General features: G+C 67.5%; 17 protein-coding genes. 11 read left to right on the top strand and 6 right to left on the bottom strand.

Annotation, left to right across the window (positions count from 1 at the left end):
* The first annotated feature begins 1 nt into the window (after position 1).
* Together ACSQ3Y_RS24535 and ACSQ3Y_RS24530 are read left to right on the top strand one after the other, a co-directional pair.
* A complete protein-coding gene (locus ACSQ3Y_RS24535) occupies positions 2-1,609 on the top strand; it encodes an AMP-binding protein (protein ID WP_436179175.1) in 1,608 nt (535 codons plus the stop codon).
* A gap of 37 nt (positions 1,610-1,646) precedes the next feature.
* Complete coding sequence (locus tag ACSQ3Y_RS24530) at positions 1,647-2,408, top strand: enoyl-CoA hydratase/isomerase family protein (RefSeq protein WP_436179174.1); 762 nt, start codon at positions 1,647-1,649, stop codon at positions 2,406-2,408.
* Positions 2,409-2,437: 29 nt separating this feature from the next.
* On the opposite strand, the gene ACSQ3Y_RS24525 is transcribed toward ACSQ3Y_RS24530, so the two are convergent.
* The 3 genes from ACSQ3Y_RS24525 to ACSQ3Y_RS24515 are packed head-to-tail and all read right to left on the bottom strand — an operon-like array spanning position 2,438 to position 4,523.
* On the bottom strand, positions 2,438-3,079 hold the full coding sequence (locus tag ACSQ3Y_RS24525; protein WP_057205710.1) for a glutathione S-transferase family protein: 642 nt from the start codon (positions 3,077-3,079) through the stop codon (positions 2,438-2,440).
* A gap of 35 nt (positions 3,080-3,114) precedes the next feature.
* Entirely contained in the window at positions 3,115-3,993 is an 879-nt protein-coding gene (locus ACSQ3Y_RS24520) for a helix-turn-helix transcriptional regulator (protein WP_427999912.1), read from the bottom strand.
* A gap of 26 nt (positions 3,994-4,019) precedes the next feature.
* Positions 4,020-4,523, bottom strand: coding sequence for a YbhB/YbcL family Raf kinase inhibitor-like protein (locus ACSQ3Y_RS24515; protein ID WP_057205714.1), 504 nt, complete (start codon positions 4,521-4,523; stop codon positions 4,020-4,022).
* 243 nt (positions 4,524-4,766) lie between these two features.
* Here ACSQ3Y_RS24515 and ACSQ3Y_RS24510 point away from each other — a divergent pair, with 243 nt between their 5' ends.
* Both ACSQ3Y_RS24510 and ACSQ3Y_RS24505 read left to right on the top strand, forming a co-directional pair.
* Positions 4,767-5,249 (top strand): VOC family protein, encoded by a 483-nt coding sequence (locus ACSQ3Y_RS24510; protein WP_200961171.1) that lies wholly within the window; start codon positions 4,767-4,769, stop codon positions 5,247-5,249.
* 197 nt (positions 5,250-5,446) lie between these two features.
* Positions 5,447-6,697, top strand: a complete 1,251-nt coding sequence (locus ACSQ3Y_RS24505; protein WP_235516245.1) for an MFS transporter — start codon at positions 5,447-5,449, stop codon at positions 6,695-6,697.
* On the opposite strand, the gene ACSQ3Y_RS24500 is transcribed toward ACSQ3Y_RS24505, so the two are convergent.
* The gene (locus ACSQ3Y_RS24500; RefSeq protein ID WP_436179173.1) at positions 6,694-7,707 is read right to left on the bottom strand and encodes a LacI family DNA-binding transcriptional regulator; all 1,014 of its coding nucleotides are present in this window, start codon (positions 7,705-7,707) and stop codon (positions 6,694-6,696) included. The two genes, ACSQ3Y_RS24505 and ACSQ3Y_RS24500, sit on opposite strands and share 4 nt — an antisense overlap.
* 421 nt (positions 7,708-8,128) lie before the next feature.
* On the opposite strand from ACSQ3Y_RS24500, the gene ACSQ3Y_RS24495 reads away from it, so the two are divergent.
* From ACSQ3Y_RS24495 to ACSQ3Y_RS24475, 5 genes are all read left to right on the top strand, one after another.
* A complete protein-coding gene (locus ACSQ3Y_RS24495; protein WP_057269581.1) occupies positions 8,129-9,088 on the top strand; it encodes a Bug family tripartite tricarboxylate transporter substrate binding protein in 960 nt (319 codons plus the stop codon).
* Positions 9,089-9,153: 65 nt separating this feature from the next.
* The gene (locus tag ACSQ3Y_RS24490) at positions 9,154-10,305 is read left to right on the top strand and encodes an L-talarate/galactarate dehydratase (protein ID WP_436179172.1); all 1,152 of its coding nucleotides are present in this window, start codon (positions 9,154-9,156) and stop codon (positions 10,303-10,305) included.
* A gap of 43 nt (positions 10,306-10,348) precedes the next feature.
* Positions 10,349-11,956 (top strand): galactarate dehydratase, encoded by a 1,608-nt coding sequence (gene garD, locus ACSQ3Y_RS24485; RefSeq protein WP_427999915.1) that lies wholly within the window; start codon positions 10,349-10,351, stop codon positions 11,954-11,956.
* A gap of 67 nt (positions 11,957-12,023) precedes the next feature.
* Positions 12,024-13,139: an SMP-30/gluconolactonase/LRE family protein gene (locus ACSQ3Y_RS24480; RefSeq protein WP_427999916.1), complete on the top strand. Its 1,116-nt coding sequence runs from the start codon at positions 12,024-12,026 to the stop codon at positions 13,137-13,139.
* A gap of 44 nt (positions 13,140-13,183) precedes the next feature.
* The gene (locus ACSQ3Y_RS24475) at positions 13,184-13,954 is read left to right on the top strand and encodes an SDR family oxidoreductase (RefSeq protein WP_427999917.1); all 771 of its coding nucleotides are present in this window, start codon (positions 13,184-13,186) and stop codon (positions 13,952-13,954) included.
* A 4-nt stretch (positions 13,955-13,958) separates the two neighbouring features.
* Here the strand turns inward: ACSQ3Y_RS24475 and ACSQ3Y_RS24470 are convergent, their stop codons facing one another.
* A complete protein-coding gene (locus ACSQ3Y_RS24470; protein WP_057205732.1) occupies positions 13,959-14,303 on the bottom strand; it encodes a metalloregulator ArsR/SmtB family transcription factor in 345 nt (114 codons plus the stop codon).
* Positions 14,304-14,397: 94 nt separating this feature from the next.
* Here ACSQ3Y_RS24470 and ACSQ3Y_RS24465 point away from each other — a divergent pair, with 94 nt between their 5' ends.
* Both ACSQ3Y_RS24465 and ubiG read left to right on the top strand, forming a co-directional pair.
* Positions 14,398-14,778: a thiol-disulfide oxidoreductase DCC family protein gene (locus ACSQ3Y_RS24465; RefSeq protein ID WP_427999919.1), complete on the top strand. Its 381-nt coding sequence runs from the start codon at positions 14,398-14,400 to the stop codon at positions 14,776-14,778.
* 47 nt (positions 14,779-14,825) lie between these two features.
* A complete protein-coding gene (gene ubiG, locus ACSQ3Y_RS24460; protein ID WP_427999920.1) occupies positions 14,826-15,530 on the top strand; it encodes a bifunctional 2-polyprenyl-6-hydroxyphenol methylase/3-demethylubiquinol 3-O-methyltransferase UbiG in 705 nt (234 codons plus the stop codon).
* A gap of 6 nt (positions 15,531-15,536) precedes the next feature.
* On the opposite strand, the gene ACSQ3Y_RS24455 is transcribed toward ubiG, so the two are convergent.
* Positions 15,537-15,863, bottom strand: coding sequence for a thioredoxin family protein (locus ACSQ3Y_RS24455; protein WP_057269573.1), 327 nt, complete (start codon positions 15,861-15,863; stop codon positions 15,537-15,539).
* Positions 15,864-15,886 lie beyond the last annotated feature (23 nt).

Here is a 15,886-nt window from a genome sequence, read left to right as displayed (position 1 = left end):
CATGGTCAACGCCCCTTCCTCCGCTACCCACGATCCCTTCGCCCCATCGCTTGGCGCCGAGCTGCGCCGCGCGGCTGCTGAGGTGCCACACCAGCCCTTCATCCGCATGGCGTCGGGTGAATGGACCTACCGCCAGATCGACGAGGAGAGCGATCGCCTGGCAGCCGGCCTGCATGCCCAGGGCGTACGCGCGGGCCACCATGTCAGCCTCATGCTGCCCAACTGCATCGAGATGGCCGTGCTCTGGTTCGCCCTGACCAAGCTGGGCTCGGTGGCCGCGCCGGTCAACACCTCTTTTCGCGGCCCGGTGCTGGCCGATGCGGTCAACCTGGTGGAAAGCCGCATGGCGGTGGTGCACGCCACGCTGCATGCCCAGTGGGCCGAGGTGCAGGGCCAACTGGCCACGGCCACCCAGGTCTTCGTGGTGGGGACCACCGATGGTGCCGGTGCCGCAGGCTGCCTACCCTACAGCCTGCTGCGCAGCGTGGAGCCCACAGAGCACACCCTGCCGCGCCCCGAAGTCGCTTGCGACGCACTGTGCCTGCTGCTCTACACCTCAGGCACCACGGGCCGATCCAAGGCGGCCATGATTGGGCATCGCTTCGTGCTCGCGCAGGCGCAGCTGTTCATAGAGGGGCTCGAGCTGCGCGCCGACGACGTGCTGTATTGCCCCTATCCGATGTTCCACCTGGATGCCACCGTCATGACCATCGTGCCCGCACTGCTGCTGCGCGGCGTGGCCGCCATCGGCGAGCGTTTCAGCGTATCGCGCTACTGGGACGAGGTGCGTGCCTTGCAGGCCACCGTGTTCGACTTCATGGGCGCCACGGTCACCATGCTGTGGAAGCAACCTCCGTCCCCGCGCGACCGCGACCACCGCGCCCGCCTGGGCTGGGGCGTGCCGCTGCCCACGTTCGCACCGCAGTTCGAAGAGCGCTTTGGCTGCCGCCTGGTGGAGCTGTACGGGTCCACCGAGGCCGGTGGGGTCATGTACACGCCGCTGCACGAACCACGCCGCATGGGTTCGTGCGGCAAGGTGGACCCTGCTTTCCGTGCACGGCTCGCAGACCCGCAGGGCTTCGAAGTTCCCGTGGGCCAGCCCGGCGAACTGCTCCTGCGCCCCGAGCAGCCCGGCCTGCTCATGCAGGGCTACTACGGCATGCCCGAGGCCACGCTCGCCGCCTTCAAGGACCTGTGGTTCCAAACCGGCGACCTGCTGCGCCAGGACGAAGAGGGGTACATGTACTTCGTGGGCCGCACCAAGGACATCGTGCGCCGCCGCGGCGAAAACATCTCCGCAGCCGAGGTCGAGATGGGCATCGAGACCCACCCCGACGTGCTCGAATGCGCCGTGTTCGGCGTGCCCAGCGACATGACCGAAGAGGAGGTCATGGCCTGCGTGGTGCTGCGCCCCGGCGCACGCCTGGCCCCCGCCGCGCTGGCCGCGCATTGCAGCCAGCACATGGCCCGCTTCATGGTGCCGCGCTACCTGCGCCTGCTGCCCGCCCTGCCCAAGACCCCCACCGACAAGGTCGAGAAATTCCGCCTGCAGGCCGAAGGCATTGCGCCGGGGACTTGGGACCGCGAAGCACAGCCCACCAACGGATGAACCCTGCAACATCACCAGAGAAAGAGAGACGACTTCCATGACTTTTGCCACCCACACCATCGAAGGCGCCGTCAGTGTCGTCACCCTGCAGCGCCCCGAGCGCCTGAACGCCATCAGCGGCACCCTGCTGGTGGACCTGCACACCGCCCTGCAGATTGCGCAGAACGAGCCCGCCACGCAATGCATCGTCTTCACCGGTACCGGCCGCGCCTTCTGCGCGGGCGACGACCTCAAGGAATTCGCCGAACAGTCCGAGAGCCCCGCCGCCATCGCCGAGCACTGCGAGCGCATCCAGCAGATCACGCGCGACATCATGTTCGGCCCCAAGCTCGTCATCGGCGCCGTGCACGGTTATGCCGTGGGCGGCGGCTTTGAATGGGTGCTCAACTGCGACTTGGTCGTGGCTGCTGACACCCTGGTCTGCTTCTTCCCCGAAATGGCGCTGGGACACTTCGTCACCGGCGGCGTCACCCACCTGCTGCCCCAGATCCTTGGCCACCAGCGCACCATGGAACTCATCGTGCTGGGCGAGCGCCAGAGCGCCGCGGACCTCAAGGCCCTGGGCCTCGTCAACCGCGTGGTGCCGGCCGACCAGATGCTCCCCACCGCCATGGCCCTCGCCGCAGAAGTGGCCACCCGCTCGGCCGGTGCCACTGCACGGCTCAAGCGCGTGCTGACATCGGGCCTGGGGCCGCGGATCGAAGAGGCGCTGGTGGCGGAGAGCAAGGCGGCGAATGCCTGCTTTGCGGATCTGGATACGGCACAGCGGATCGACGTGTTTGCGAAGGGGCGGTTGTGACGTTGCGCAAGCGCCGTTGAACCGCGCTGTCAGCCCAGCAACGGCACCAGATCCGGATCCCCCTTGGCCATCGCGCGTTGGTACGCCGGCCGCGCCCCGATGCGCTGCAGGTAGGCGCGGATGTTCGGGTACGGCGTTAGGTCCAGTGGCTGGAACAGCCTCATGGTGGTGAGCGAGAACACGCTCATCACATCCGCAGCCGTGAACTCCTGGCCTGCAAGGTAGGGCGCCTCGCCCAGGCGCGCTTCCACCAGCGCCAGCACCCGGTCCAGGCGCACCTGTGCGTTCTGCTGCACCGGGTGGTCCGCCGGCAACTGGGCTCGGTTGACCACCATCATGCGGCCCAGCACGGGCATCAGGTTGCCGTTGGAGAAGTGGAACCAGTACAGGAACGCCGCGTAGTCGGCATGCTCCGGCGAGAGCTTGAGGCGGCCGCCGCCGTGCGTGGCGATGATGTATTCGACGATGGCGGCCGACTCTGCCAGCAGCAGGTCGCCGTCTTCGATGACCGGCGCGGCGCCCAGCGGGTGCAGCGCCTTGAGTTCGGGCGGCGAGAGGCGCGTGACGGCGTCGCGCGTGTAGTGCACCAGTTCGTAGGGCAGGCCCAGCTCTTCGCAGAGCCAGACGATGCGTTCGGATTGGGAGTGGCCGAGGTGGTGGATCTTGAGCATGGGGTAGTGGTTGGTTAAGGGTTTGGGAAAAGGGATCAGTGAGCCCCGCGCTCATGGCCGCGCACGGCCGTGGGTGCAAAGCCAAAGCGCTGGCGAAACCGCACGGCAAAGCGCGAGGGTGATTCATAGCCCACCGACAGCGCGATGGACGATACCGGTTGCGCCGTGGCCTGCAGCAGCGTGAGCGCGGTAGCCATCCGCGCGTCCACGAGCAATTGGGTGAGCGATGCGCCTTCGGCGACCAGGCGGCGGCGCAGCGTGGCTTCGGACACGGCCAGTTCGCTGGCGATGCGGCCGGCGGTCCAGTCGGCGTTGAGCCGGCTCGCGATCAGCGCGCGCACCTTGACCGATACGCCGGGATTCGCTGGTGGGGCGTGCACGGCGATGCCGTGCTGCTCCAGCAGCCAGTGCAGCACCTCCAGCACCCGCTGGCGCGCGACGGAGGCGGGCAGGGCTTGGTCCGGCGCCAAGGATTGGGCGGCGCGTTCGAACGCGTTGGCCAGCGTTGGTGCCACCTGGGGCACCCGGCGCACCGATGCGCTCGCTGTGCCGGAGCGCTCGGCCTGCGCAGCACGGGCCAGGTAGTAGGGGTCTTCGAGCAAGGCGGTGTCGAACACCAGCCAGCGGGCCTCGTAGTGGTCCACCCCGCGGGGCACGGCGTTGGTGAAGTCCACCGTCTGCTGGCCGTCGATGACGATGGCCTGCCCGGGCGTGGCGCGTGCCGTGGCGCCGCGCTCGGCGCGCACGGTCTTGGTGCCTTGGTCGACCAGGATCAGCGCGGGTTGGTCCATGCGCATGCGCAGTATCTCCAGCCCGCGCCCCTGCAGCACGTGGGCCGCCATGCCCACGCCGGGCAAGGCGTGGATGCTGCGGGCCGGGGCTGCGCCGTCGGGTGCAGCGGGGCGTGTGCGCATGGGGCTGTGGTTCATCGATACCGCGATCAGCGTGCGCCCATGGCGGTGAAGCTGGCCTTGCCCACCGTGTGGGCGCCGGCCATGAAGGCCAGCAGCGCCGGGGTTGCCGTGGGCGGCAGGTCCAGCTGCGGCACGTCGAGCGCGGTCACGGTGATCACGTAGCGGTGCGCTTCGCCGGGCGGGGGCAGGGGCCCCACATAGCCGGGCACGCCCATATCGGTGTTGATTTCCACGGCGCCTGGGGGCAGGGCGCCGGTGCCTGCCACCCCGGCGCCGCGCGGCAAGGCGCGGGTGCTGGCCGGCAGGTTGGCCACGGCCCAGTGCCACCAGCCCGAGCCGGTGGGTGCGTCGGGGTCGTACAGGGTGACGATGAAGCTCTGCGCGCTGGCCGGCGCGCCCTGCCATTCGATCTGCGGCGACAGGTTGTCTCCCGGGCCGCCCATGGCGCTGGCGAACTGCGCGCGGGCCACGCGGCCATCGGCCATGTCGGGGCTGTGCACGGTGAATGGGGTGGCGGTGTTGAAAGGCATGTCGATTCCCGGTGGTTGGTGTGCGCAAAGTCTAGGTTCCGGGGTACTTTCAAAGGGTGCGGCGCCAATCGCATTCTGTGCCAATCCGATCAATTGCAAAGACGCGCAGTGTCGCGGTGGCGTCCTACAGGCACTGCCTTGCGGGTTGGCACCGAACGCGACACACTGGCCGGCGTTCGATCCGCGCAGGGGCTGCTTTGCTTCGTGTTCCTGCTTACACCCATCCATCTCAGGAGACACCGCATGCCCATGCCCAAGAACACCGTCTGCATCTGGTACGACAGCGAAGCCGAGGCCGCTGCCAACTTCTACGCCCAGACCTTCCCGGACAGCAAGGTGACCGCTGTGCACCAGGCACCATCGGATTTCCCGGGCGGCGGCAAGAAGGGCAATGTGCTGACGGTGGAATTCACCGTCGCCGGCATCCCCTGCATCGGCCTGAACGGCGGCCCGCAGTTCAAGCACAGCGAGGCCTTCTCGTTCCAGATCGCCACCGACGACCAGGCCGAGACCGACCGCCTGTGGAACGCCATCGTCGGCAACGGCGGGCAGGAGAGCCAGTGCGGCTGGTGCAAGGACCGCTGGGGCATCAACTGGCAGATCACCCCGCGTGTGCTGACCGATGCCATGGCCCAGGGTGGGGAGGTGGCCAAGCGTGCCTTCCAGGCCATGATGCCCATGAGAAAGATCGATGTCGCAGCGATAGAAAAGGCCGTTCGCGGCTGAGCCTGGCCGCGTGCAGGTCCGCCGGAGCATCGGGAAATATTTTTCTCCGGTGCGGTTGACGGGCAGCGAAACACCACGCCATAATCCGCCCCGCAGCTGCCAGCCAGCCTGTCGTAAGCGTTACCGTCATCCAACGCGTCCTTTGTCGAGAGGAGCCCAGTAAGGGCGTGTCTCGGCGTTTTAAAGGCGCGCTCTCCATGACGTCACGCATTTCGCATTCTTCTTCTCCATCCCCCTCCGCTTCTTCCGTAGTTCGCCCGCTCGGGTCCGTTTCTGCACCTGCGCCTGCCTTGTTCGCGGCGCTGGCACCGGTGGTGCTGGCGGTCTTCCTCGGTTTTCTGTCCATCAGCATTCCGCTCGGCGCCCTGGCGCTGGAGGTGCGCGACCACTTGGGCTTTGGCGCGGCCACCGTGGGCTGGGCCATCGGCCTGCAGTCGCTGGCCACCTTGCTCACGCGCCACCAGGCGGGCACGCTGTGCGACCAGCGCGGGCCGCGTTTTGCCGTGTTGCTGGGCCTGCCGCTCACGGCCTGCTCGGGGCTGGCGTATGTGCTGGCCAGTGTGCTGCCTTTGGGCGCTGCAACCAGCCTGGCCGTGCTGATCCTCGGCCGGCTGGTGGCGGGCCTCGGTGAAAGCCTGTTCCTCACCGGCCTCATGAGCTGGGGCATTGCGCGCGTGGGGTCGGCGCGCACGGGCTCCGTCATGTCCTGGGTGGGCATTGCCATCTATGCCGCGCTCGGCCTGGGCGCACCGCTGGGGCTGGCGGTGCAGCCATCCTTCGGCTTTGCCGGCGTGGGCGTGCTCGCGCTGATCACACCGCTGCTGGCCTGGGCCATTGCGCTGCGGCTGCCGGCCGTGCCCGCCTCGGGCGGGCAGCAGCGCGTGCCGTTCCACCGCGTGCTGGGCCTCATCTGGCGGCCGGGCCTGGTGCTGGCGCTGGCCACCGTGCCGTATGCAGCCATGGCTGCGTTCCTCACCCTCAACTACGCGGCCCACGGCTGGGCCCATGCGGGCACGGCGCTGCTGGGTTTCAGCGCGGCCTACATCCTCGTGCGCCTGGTGGGCTCGGGTCTGCCGGACCGCCTGGGTGCCACGGCTGTCGCCGTGTGTTCGCTGGCCTTCGAGGCCGTGGGCCAGGTGTTGATCTGGCAGGCGGTCAGCCCTGCCATGGCCGTGCTGGGCGCCACGCTCACCGGCCTGGGCTTCTCGCTCGTGTTCCCGGCCATGGGCGTGCTGGCCACGCGCTCGGTGCCGCCTGAGCAGCGCGGCCGTGCGGTGGGCAACTTCATCGCCTTTGCCGACATTGCGCTGGGCGTGACGGGGCCGGTGGTGGGCATGGCGACGCACTGGTTCGGCATCGGCACGGCCTTTCTTGTGGGGGCGGGAGCCACCTGCGTGGCGCTGGCCTTGCTGGCTGGCGTGCGCCTGGGGCGCAGCGCGGGCGGCTAAGCCGCGTCCACCGACGTGGAGCGCCGCTCGATCAGCCGAAACCCCAGGTCCACGATGGGCTGCGCCACCGCCTCGCCATTGCAGCGGGCCATGATGAGCTGCGCGGCCAGGCGGCCGATCTCGGGGCCATCCACATGCACGGTGCTGATCGACGGCAGCATGTGCGCGCCGAACTCGGCGTTGCCGAAGCCCACCACGGCCAGATCCTCGGGCACGCGCAGGCCGCGTGCCTGGGCCTCCACCAGCACGCCGTGGGCCAGGGTGTCTGAGCTGCAGCACACGGCTTGCAGGCCCGGTTCCTTGTCCAGCAACTCTGCCAGCGCGCGGCGGCCCAGGGCCAGGCTGCTGGGGGCGGGCACCACGGCGGTGGGTACTTCGTCACGTCCCAGGGTGGCCAGAAAGCCTTCGCGCCGCAGCATGGCGCGGTGGTCGCTGCCGGTGGCGATGCCCACCTTGTGCCATCCGCGCGAGAGGAAGTAGCCGGCCACGGCACCACCCACCTTGAGGTGCGAAAAACCGATCACCATGTCCACCGGCCGGTCGCTCAGGTCCCAGGTTTCCACCACGGGTATGCCGGATCGCCTGAGCCGGTCGCGTGCCTTTTGCGACTGCACCAGGCCGGTCATCACGATGCCGTCGGGCTGGCGGCTGATCATGGTGTTGAGCACGGCCTCTTCGCGCTCGGCGTCGTAGTTGGTCTGCCCCACGATGACCTGGTAGCCGCCCGCAGCCAGCGCCGAGGTGAGGGTCTGCACGGTGGGCAAGAACTGCGATACCGACAGCGCCGGCACGATGGCCGCCACCATGCGGCTGCGCTTGGACTTGAGTCCCCCCGCCAGCAGGTTGGGGATGTAGCCCGTGGCCTCCACGGCTTCGCGCACCTTGGCGATGGTCTTGTCCGACACCACGCCCGGGTTGCCCAGCGCGCGCGACGCAGTGATGAGCGACACGCCCGCGACCTTGGCCACGTCGTGCAGGGTGACGGGCTTGTGAGGGGAGGGGATGTTCATGGGGCGGGCGATGACAAGGGAGCGGTGAGTGGGGCCATACCCTACCAAAAATCCGGGGATGCCCGGCACTGGCAAGGTGGCGCGTAGTGCGATGACGACGGGTAGGGGCTCTCGCTGGCCGAGCCGATGGGGCGTGCGGGCAGTGGTTTGTGGCCCTGGCAGGCTTGTCTTCTTCGGGCAAACCCTGGTCTGAATCGGGTTGACGGCTCAAAATGACAACGATATCATTTGCGCCGGACTGCGGCAATCAGCAGCTGGTGGGTGCGACAAACCAACATACAAAAATCGCTGACCATGCTGCTCTGGCAGTGAAATGACAACGTTGTCATTTTGGACTGCGCCGTCAGACCGTTCCACCCAAGGCCGCAGCAACTGCGCGGGCAGGCCATCGGGACCATTTTCATAAAGAAGGAGACAACGCATGAAAAAGACACTCACCGCCCTGTGCATCGGCCTGGCGGCCCTGGCATCACACGCGCAGACCTGGCCCGACAAGTCGGTGACGCTGGTCGTGCCGTTCCCGCCCGGTGGCTCCACCGACCAAGTGGCGCGCGCCGTGGGCCCGCTGCTCACCAACAAGTTCAAGCAGTCCTTCCTGGTGGAGAACAAGGCCGGGGCCACGGGCACCATCGGCGCCACCTTCGTCAAGCGTGCTCCGGCTGATGGCTACACCTTCCTGGTCACGTCGCTCGGTCCGCTGGTCATCACGCCACACCTGCTCAAGGGCATGCAATACGACGCGCTCAAGGATTTCGACCTGATCACCGTGGCCGTGCAGTCGCCCAACGTGCTCGTCGTGCCCACCAATTCGCCGTTCAAGACGGTGGCCGACGTGATCGCCAGCCTCAAGGCCAACCCCGGCAAGCTGACCTTTGCCTCGGCGGGCAACGGCTCCAGCGACCACCTGACGGCCGAGCTGTTCTGGCAGCAGACGGGTACCACCGCCATCCATGTGCCCTACAAGGGTGGCGCCCCGGCGCACACCGACATCATGGGCGGGCAAGTGGATGCCTCGTTCCAGAACGTCAACTCGGTGGTGCAGTACATCAAAGGCGGCAAGATGCGCGCCCTGGCCGTCACCAGCGCCGCGCGCTCGCCCGTGCTGCCCGATGTGCCCACCCTGACCGAAGCCGGCGTGAAGAACGTCGAGGTCACCTCCTGGCAGGCCATCGTCGCGCCCAAGGGCCTGCCGCCCGCCGTGCGCGAAAAGGCCCATGCCGCGTTTGCCGAGGCGCTGAACGACCCGAAGGTGAAGGACCAGTTCGTCGGCATCGGCTTTGAGATGGTGGTTAGCACCCCGGCCCAGTTCGCGGACTTCCAGAAGAAGGAGTACGCGCGCTGGAAGACGGTGATCGAGACCGGAAAAATTTCTATTGATTGATGTCCCCACGCCCCAAGGCGCAGCCTTGGGGCTCCTGTTTTCCTGTTATCCCCCAGTTCCTGCCCATGACTGCCTCCACCCCCTCCGCCGCCAACGACTCCATCGCCTGGGTCCGCGTTTCCTCGTGCTACCTGCCGCTGGCCAACCCGATCAGCGACGCCAAGGTGCTGACCGGCCGCCAGAAGCCGATGACCGAGATCGCGATGCTGTTTGCCGAGATCGAAACCCGGGACGGCCACAAGGGCCTGGGGCTGAGCTATTCCAAGCGCGCTGGCGGGCCCGGGCAGTTTGCACACGCCAAGGAGATCGCGCCCGCGCTGATCGGCGAGGATCCGAGCGACATCTCGCGCCTGTGGACCAAGCTGTGCTGGGCCGGTGCCTCGGTCGGGCGCAGCGGCATGTCCACCCAGGCCATCGGCGCCTTCGATGTGGCGCTGTACGACCTCAAGGCCCGCCGTGCGGGGTTGTCGCTGTCCAAGCTCCTGGGTTCGCAGCGCGACTCGGTGCAGTGCTACAACACCTCGGGCGGATTTCTGCACACGCCCATCGACCAGTTGGTGGTGAACGCGGGCGCCTCCATCGAGCGCGGCATCGGCGGCATCAAGCTCAAGGTCGGCCAGCCCGACCGGGCGCTGGACATCACGCGCGTGGAGACCGTGCGCAAGCACCTGGGCGAGCACGTGCCGCTGATGGTGGACGCCAACCAGCAGTGGGACCGCCCCACGGCCCAGCGCATGTGCCGCATCTTCGAAGAGTTCAACCTGGTATGGATCGAGGAGCCGCTTGACGCCTACGACTTCGAGGGCCACGCCGCGTTGGCTGCGACCTTCGACACACCCATCGCCACGGGCGAGATGCTGACCAGCGCCGCCGAGCATGGCGAGCTGATCCGCCACCGCGCGGCCGACTACCTGATGCCCGATGCCCCGCGCGTGGGCGGCATCACGCCCTTCCTCAAGATCGCATCGCAGGCCGAGCACGCGGGCCTGAGCCTGGGCCCGCATTTCGCGATGGAACTGCACGTGCACCTGGCCGCCGTGTATGCCACCGAGCCCTGGGTGGAGCATTTCGACTGGCTGGAGCCGCTGTTCAACGAGCGCCTGGAGATCAAGGACGGCCGCATGCTCGTGCCCACGCGCCCCGGCCTGGGCCTGAGCCTGAGCGAGCAGGCGCGCGCCTGGACGCGCGAGACGGCAGAAGTCGGACAGCGCCCCTGATGCGCCTGCGGTAGATTGAGAAAAACAGCACCGAGAAAACCCCATGACCGATAGCACCGCATCCTCCACGACCCCGGCGCGGCCGCCCCTGCACATCAAGATGGACGAGCGCGACAACGTCGCCATCGTCGCCAACGACGGGGGGCTGCCTGCGGGCACGGTGTTCCCCTCGGGCCTGACGCTGGTGGACAAGGTGCCGCAGGCGCACAAGGTGGCGCTGGTGGACATTGCCGAAGGCGGCGAGGTGCGCCGCTACAACGTGCCCATCGGCTATGCCCTGAAACCCATCCCCGCGGGCAGTTGGGTGCACGAGCGCCTGCTGCGCATGCCCGAGGCGCGCGAGCTCGAAGGACTGCCCATCGCCACGGTGAAGCCCGATCCGCAGCCACCCCTGGAAGGCTACACCTTCGAGGGCTACCGCAATGCCGATGGCTCGGTGGGCACGCGCAACATCCTGGCCATCACGCAGACCGTGCAGTGCGTGGCCGGCGTGACCGACTTTGCCGTGCAGCGCATCAAGGCCGAGCTGCTGCCGCGCTTTCCGAACGTGGACGACGTGGTGGCGCTGGAGCACACCTACGGCTGCGGCGTGGCCATCGACGCGCCCGACGCCATCATCCCCATTCGCACGCTGCGCAACATCTCGCTCAACCCCAACTTCGGTGGCGAGGTGATGGTGGTCAGCCTGGGCTGCGAGAAGCTGCAGCCCGAGCGCCTGCTGCCGCCCGGCAGCATTCCGCTGGTGGACGAGCGCAACGTGGCCGACACGGGTACGAGCGCCGAAACGCCCCTGGACGTGGTCTGCCTGCAGGACGACGCGCACGTGGGCTTCATGTCCATGGTCGATTCCATCCTGCGCCAGGCCGAGCTGCACCTCAGGCGCCTGAACGCGCGCCGGCGCGAGACCGTGCCCGCCAGCGAACTCGTGGTGGGCGTGCAGTGCGGCGGCAGCGACGCGTTCTCGGGCGTCACGGCCAACCCGGCCGTGGGCTTTTGCACCGACCTGCTGGTGCGCGCGGGCGCCACGGTGATGTTCTCCGAAACGACCGAGGTACGCGACGGCATCGACCAGCTCACCTCCCGTGCCTCTACACCCGAGGTGGCCGAGGCCATGATCCGCGAGATGGCCTGGTACGACGCCTACCTGCAGCGCGGGCGCGTGGACCGCAGCGCCAACACCACGCCAGGCAACAAGAAGGGCGGCCTGTCCAACATCGTGGAAAAGGCCATGGGCTCCATCGTCAAGTCGGGCAGCTCGCCGATCTCGGGCGTGATCGCGCCGGGTGAGAAGCTCAAGCAGCGCGGCCTGATCTACGCGGCCACGCCCGCCAGCGACTTCATTTGCGGCACCCTGCAACTGGCTGCGGGCATGAACCTGCACGTGTTCACCACCGGCCGTGGAACGCCCTATGGCCTGGCCCAGGTGCCCGTCATCAAGGTGGCCACGCGCGACGACCTGGCGCGGCGCTGGCACGACCTGATGGACATCAACGCCGGAACGATTGCCACCGGCGAGAAGACGATTGCCGACGTGGGCTGGGAGATGTTCCAACTGATGCTGGACGTGGCCAGCGGCCGCAAGAAGACCTGGGCCGAGCAGTGGAAGCTGCACAACGCGCTGGTGCTCTTCAACCCCGCACCGGTCACCTGATTCCGCGGCCGAGGATCGGCCGCGTTCCGCTTTCTTTCATTCAAAACCACAACAGGAGACAAGAGAGATGACGACCCATCCACAAGGCATGCTGCCCGCTCGCCGCAAATTTCTGAAAACGGCGGCCGGCACTGGCGTAGCCGCCCTGAGCGGCCTGGCCGGCGCGCAGGCCTTCGACTTCAAACCCAACCAGCGCTACCCCGATCCCTCGGTGTTCATCCTGGACCCGAGCTTTGCCAAGTACCGCATCTACAGCAGCACCGTGGAGCAGCTGGGCACGGGCATGCGCTGGGCCGAGGGGCCGGCCTACTTCCCCGAGGGCGGCTACCTGCTGCTCAGCGACATCCCGAACAACCGGCTGATGAAGTACGACGAGAAGTCCGGGCAGTTCTCGGTGCACAAGACCAACGTCAACTACGCCAACGGCAATGTGTGCGACCGCCAGGGCCGGCTCATCAGCTGCGAGCATTCCGTGACTCGCCGGGTGACCCGCACCGAGAAGGATGGCCGCATCACCGTGCTGGCCGACCGCTTCGAGGGCAAGCGCCTGAATGCGCCCAACGACATCGTCGTCAAGTCGGACGACAGCGTCTGGTTCACCGACCCCACCTTCGGCATCGGCGGCGAATGGGAGGGCTCGCGCGCCACGCCTGAGCAGGCCACGACCAACGTCTACCGCATAGCGCCCGACGGCAAGCTCACGGCCGTGATCACCGACCTGGTGAACCCCAACGGCCTGGCGTTCTCACCCGACGAGAAGAAGCTCTACGTGGTGGAGTGGAAGGGCACGCCCAACCGCAGCATCTGGGCCTACGACGTGTCGGCCGATGGCGCCAGCGTCTCCAACAAGACCAAGCTGATCGATGCCGCCGGCCCTGGTGCCTTCGACGGCTTCAAGGTGGACCGCGACGGCAACCTGTGGTGCGGCTGGGGCTATACCGGCGCGCTGGCGGCCGAGCCTGCCGACATCGGCGGCGGCATGAAGGCGCACCTGCCCACGGGTCGCTCCGACGAGATGGACGGTGTGAAGGTCTTCAACCCTGACGGCAAGCCCATCGGCTTCATCCGCCTGCCCGAGCGCTGCGCCAACCTGGCCTTCGGCGGGCCCAAGCGCAACCGGCTGTACATGACCAGCAGCCATTCGCTGTACGCCTTGTACGTGGAGTCGCACGGCGCGGTGTAAGGTCGTACTGTCGCCATCGTTTCTATCTCACCAGGAGTATTTGCGTGTCCTCTCTTCCCGCCCAGAAAGTCGCTCTCGTCACCGGCGCCGGCAGCGGCATCGGCCGTGCCGTTGCCAAGGCGCTCGCGCACGACGGTTTCTTCGTCGTGGCCACCGGTCGCCGTGCCGAGCTGCTCGATTCGCTCGTCTCGGAGGTGCATGCCCAGGGCGGCAAGGCCCTGGCCGTCACGTCCGACGTGCGCGACCCCGCCAGCGTCGATGCGCTGTTCCAGGCGGTCGAGAAGGAGGGCGGCCGGCTCGATGTGCTGTTCAACAATGCCGGCATCGGCGCGCCCGCCGTGCCCATGGACGAGCTGCCCGTGGAGAATTGGCTGGATGTGGTGGACACCAACATCACCGGCGTGTTCCTGTGCGCGCGGGCGGCCTTCGGCCTCATGCGCCGCCAGTCGCCCCAGGGCGGGCGCATCATCAACAACGGCTCGATCTCGGCGCACACGCCGCGGCCCTTCAGCAGCCCCTACACGGCCAGCAAGCACGCCGTGCTGGGCCTCACCAAGTGCCTGGCACTCGATGGTCGCCCGTTCAACATCGTGGGCTGCCAGATCGACATCGGCAATGCGCTGACCGACCTGTCGACCCGCATGACCAAGGGCGAGGGCGTGCGCCAGGCCAACGGCACCATGGCCACAGAGCCCATGATGGACGTCAAGCACGTGGCCGAGGCTGTGAGCTACATGGCCGGCCTGCCGCTCTCCGCCAACGTGCTGAACATGACCGTGATGGCATCGAACATGCCTTTCGCAGGGCGCGGTTGAGGCCTTATTCGGCTGCCGGCTTGGGCTTGGCGCCCGCTGCCTTGGCCTTGCTCTGGGCCAGGGCGCGGCTTTCCTTCTTGAGCCCCGTGGACACGGGGCATACGCTCTGCATGAAGCCCGTGAGGGTGTGGGCCAGGTTGTCGCGCTGCAGGCTGTAGAAGACGAACTGCCCGCGCTTTTCCGAGGTGACGAGGCCAGCGTTCTCCAGCACCTTGAGGTGCTGCGACAGCGAGGGCTTGCTCATCTCGAAGCGCGTGGCGATCTCGCCCGCCGACAGCTCGGTTTCGGACAGGTAGGCCAGAATCTTGCGCCGGGGGGTGGACGCAAGCGCTTCGAAGATTTTTTCCACCCGCACATTCTAGCGAAAAGGTCTCGTGATTTATTTAATTAAATATTTAGGTATTTAACTAAATATTGATATGATGGCTGCAAAGGAAACGGCCATGAGCAATACCCCTAACCGCACCGCCACCGTCTACTACAACAGCGCCTGCCCCGTGTGCGATGCCGGCATCTGCGCCATGCGGGAGCGACTGGCCGCCGATGGGGGTGTGCAATGGGTGGACGTGCACCAGCACCCCGAGGTGCTCGATGCCCTGGGCCTGGACCTCGAAGCCGTGCGCGAGCGCCTGCACCTGGCCGACGGGCAGGGGCGCATGCAGGTGGGTGCCGATGCCCTGGCCGCCGCCCTGCGGCGTTTGCCGCGCTGGGGCTGGTTGGCCGCGCCGCTGCGCTGGTGGGGCCTGCGCCGTATCACCGACCTCTTCTACAACGCCTTTGCGCGCCGGCTCTACCGCTGGAACCGAGCCAAGGGCCACTGGTAACAGGCGCTGAGCCGATCGATCTTCCCCATTTTCAAAGGAGCAACACCATGGCACACACCAATTTCGACGCCGCCGAACTCGCCAAATTCCAGCAACTGGCCGACCGCTGGTGGGATCCGCAATCGGAGTTCCGTCCGCTGCACGAGATCAACCCGCTGCGCCTGCAGTGGATCGACGACGCCGTATCGCTCCCACGCAAGCGGGTGCTCGACGTGGGCTGCGGCGGTGGCATCCTGGCCGAGTCCATGGCCCGGCGCGGGGCCGATGTGCTGGGCATCGACCTGGCGGACAAGCCGCTCAAGGTGGCCACGCTGCATGCCCGCAAGACCGGGTCGAGTGTTGCCTACCGCGCCGTGTCGGCCGAGGAACTGGCGGCAGAGCAGCCCGGCAGCTACGACGTGGTGACCTGCATGGAGATGCTGGAGCACGTGCCCGACCCGCGCCTGGTGATCGAGGCCTGTGCGCGGCTGGTCAAGCCCGGTGGCTGGGTGTTCTTCTCCACGATCAACCGCACGCCCTTTGCGTGGCTGATCGCGGTGTTCGGTGCGGAGCGCGTGCTGCGGCTGTTGCCCGTGGGCACGCACGACTGGCGCAAGTTCATCCGCCCGCACGAGCTGGTGGCCGATGCGAAGGCGGCGGGCCTCACGCTCAAGGACTCGCGCGGGCTGGGCTACAACCCCTTCACCCGGGCGTTCAGGCTGCACCGCGCGCTGCGCGTGGGCTACCTGCTGGCAACGAAGAAGCAGGGTTGAAGGGAGTCAACCTGCAACGGCCTGCAGCGCCTGTTGCACATCGGCGGCCTGCTGCGGACGCACCAGGCGGTCCACTTCCTTGCCGTCCTTGAGGAAGACCAGGGTGGGCCAGAGCTTCACGCCGAAGGTGCGGCCCAGGCGCTGGCCGGGGCCGTCCTCGACCTTGACGTGGGCCACATCGGCACGGTCCTTCAAGGCCCCTTCGATCAGGGGCTGGGCGCGCTGGCAGTGGCCGCACCAGGGCGTGCCGAACTCGACGACGGTGGCGCCGGCCAATTGGTCCACTTCATCGCGCGAAGGGGGCTGTGCAAGGTGTTGGGCTGCGTAAGGCATGGCGATCTCGTTTCCATGAGAGG

It is taken from the genome of Acidovorax sp. LjRoot66 (assembly GCF_964253305.1).
In the GTDB taxonomy this organism is placed as follows: domain Bacteria; phylum Pseudomonadota; class Gammaproteobacteria; order Burkholderiales; family Burkholderiaceae_C; genus Acidovorax.
The sequence above is the reverse complement of the archived record's forward strand: the minus strand, read 5'-3'. Positions and strand labels throughout refer to the sequence as shown.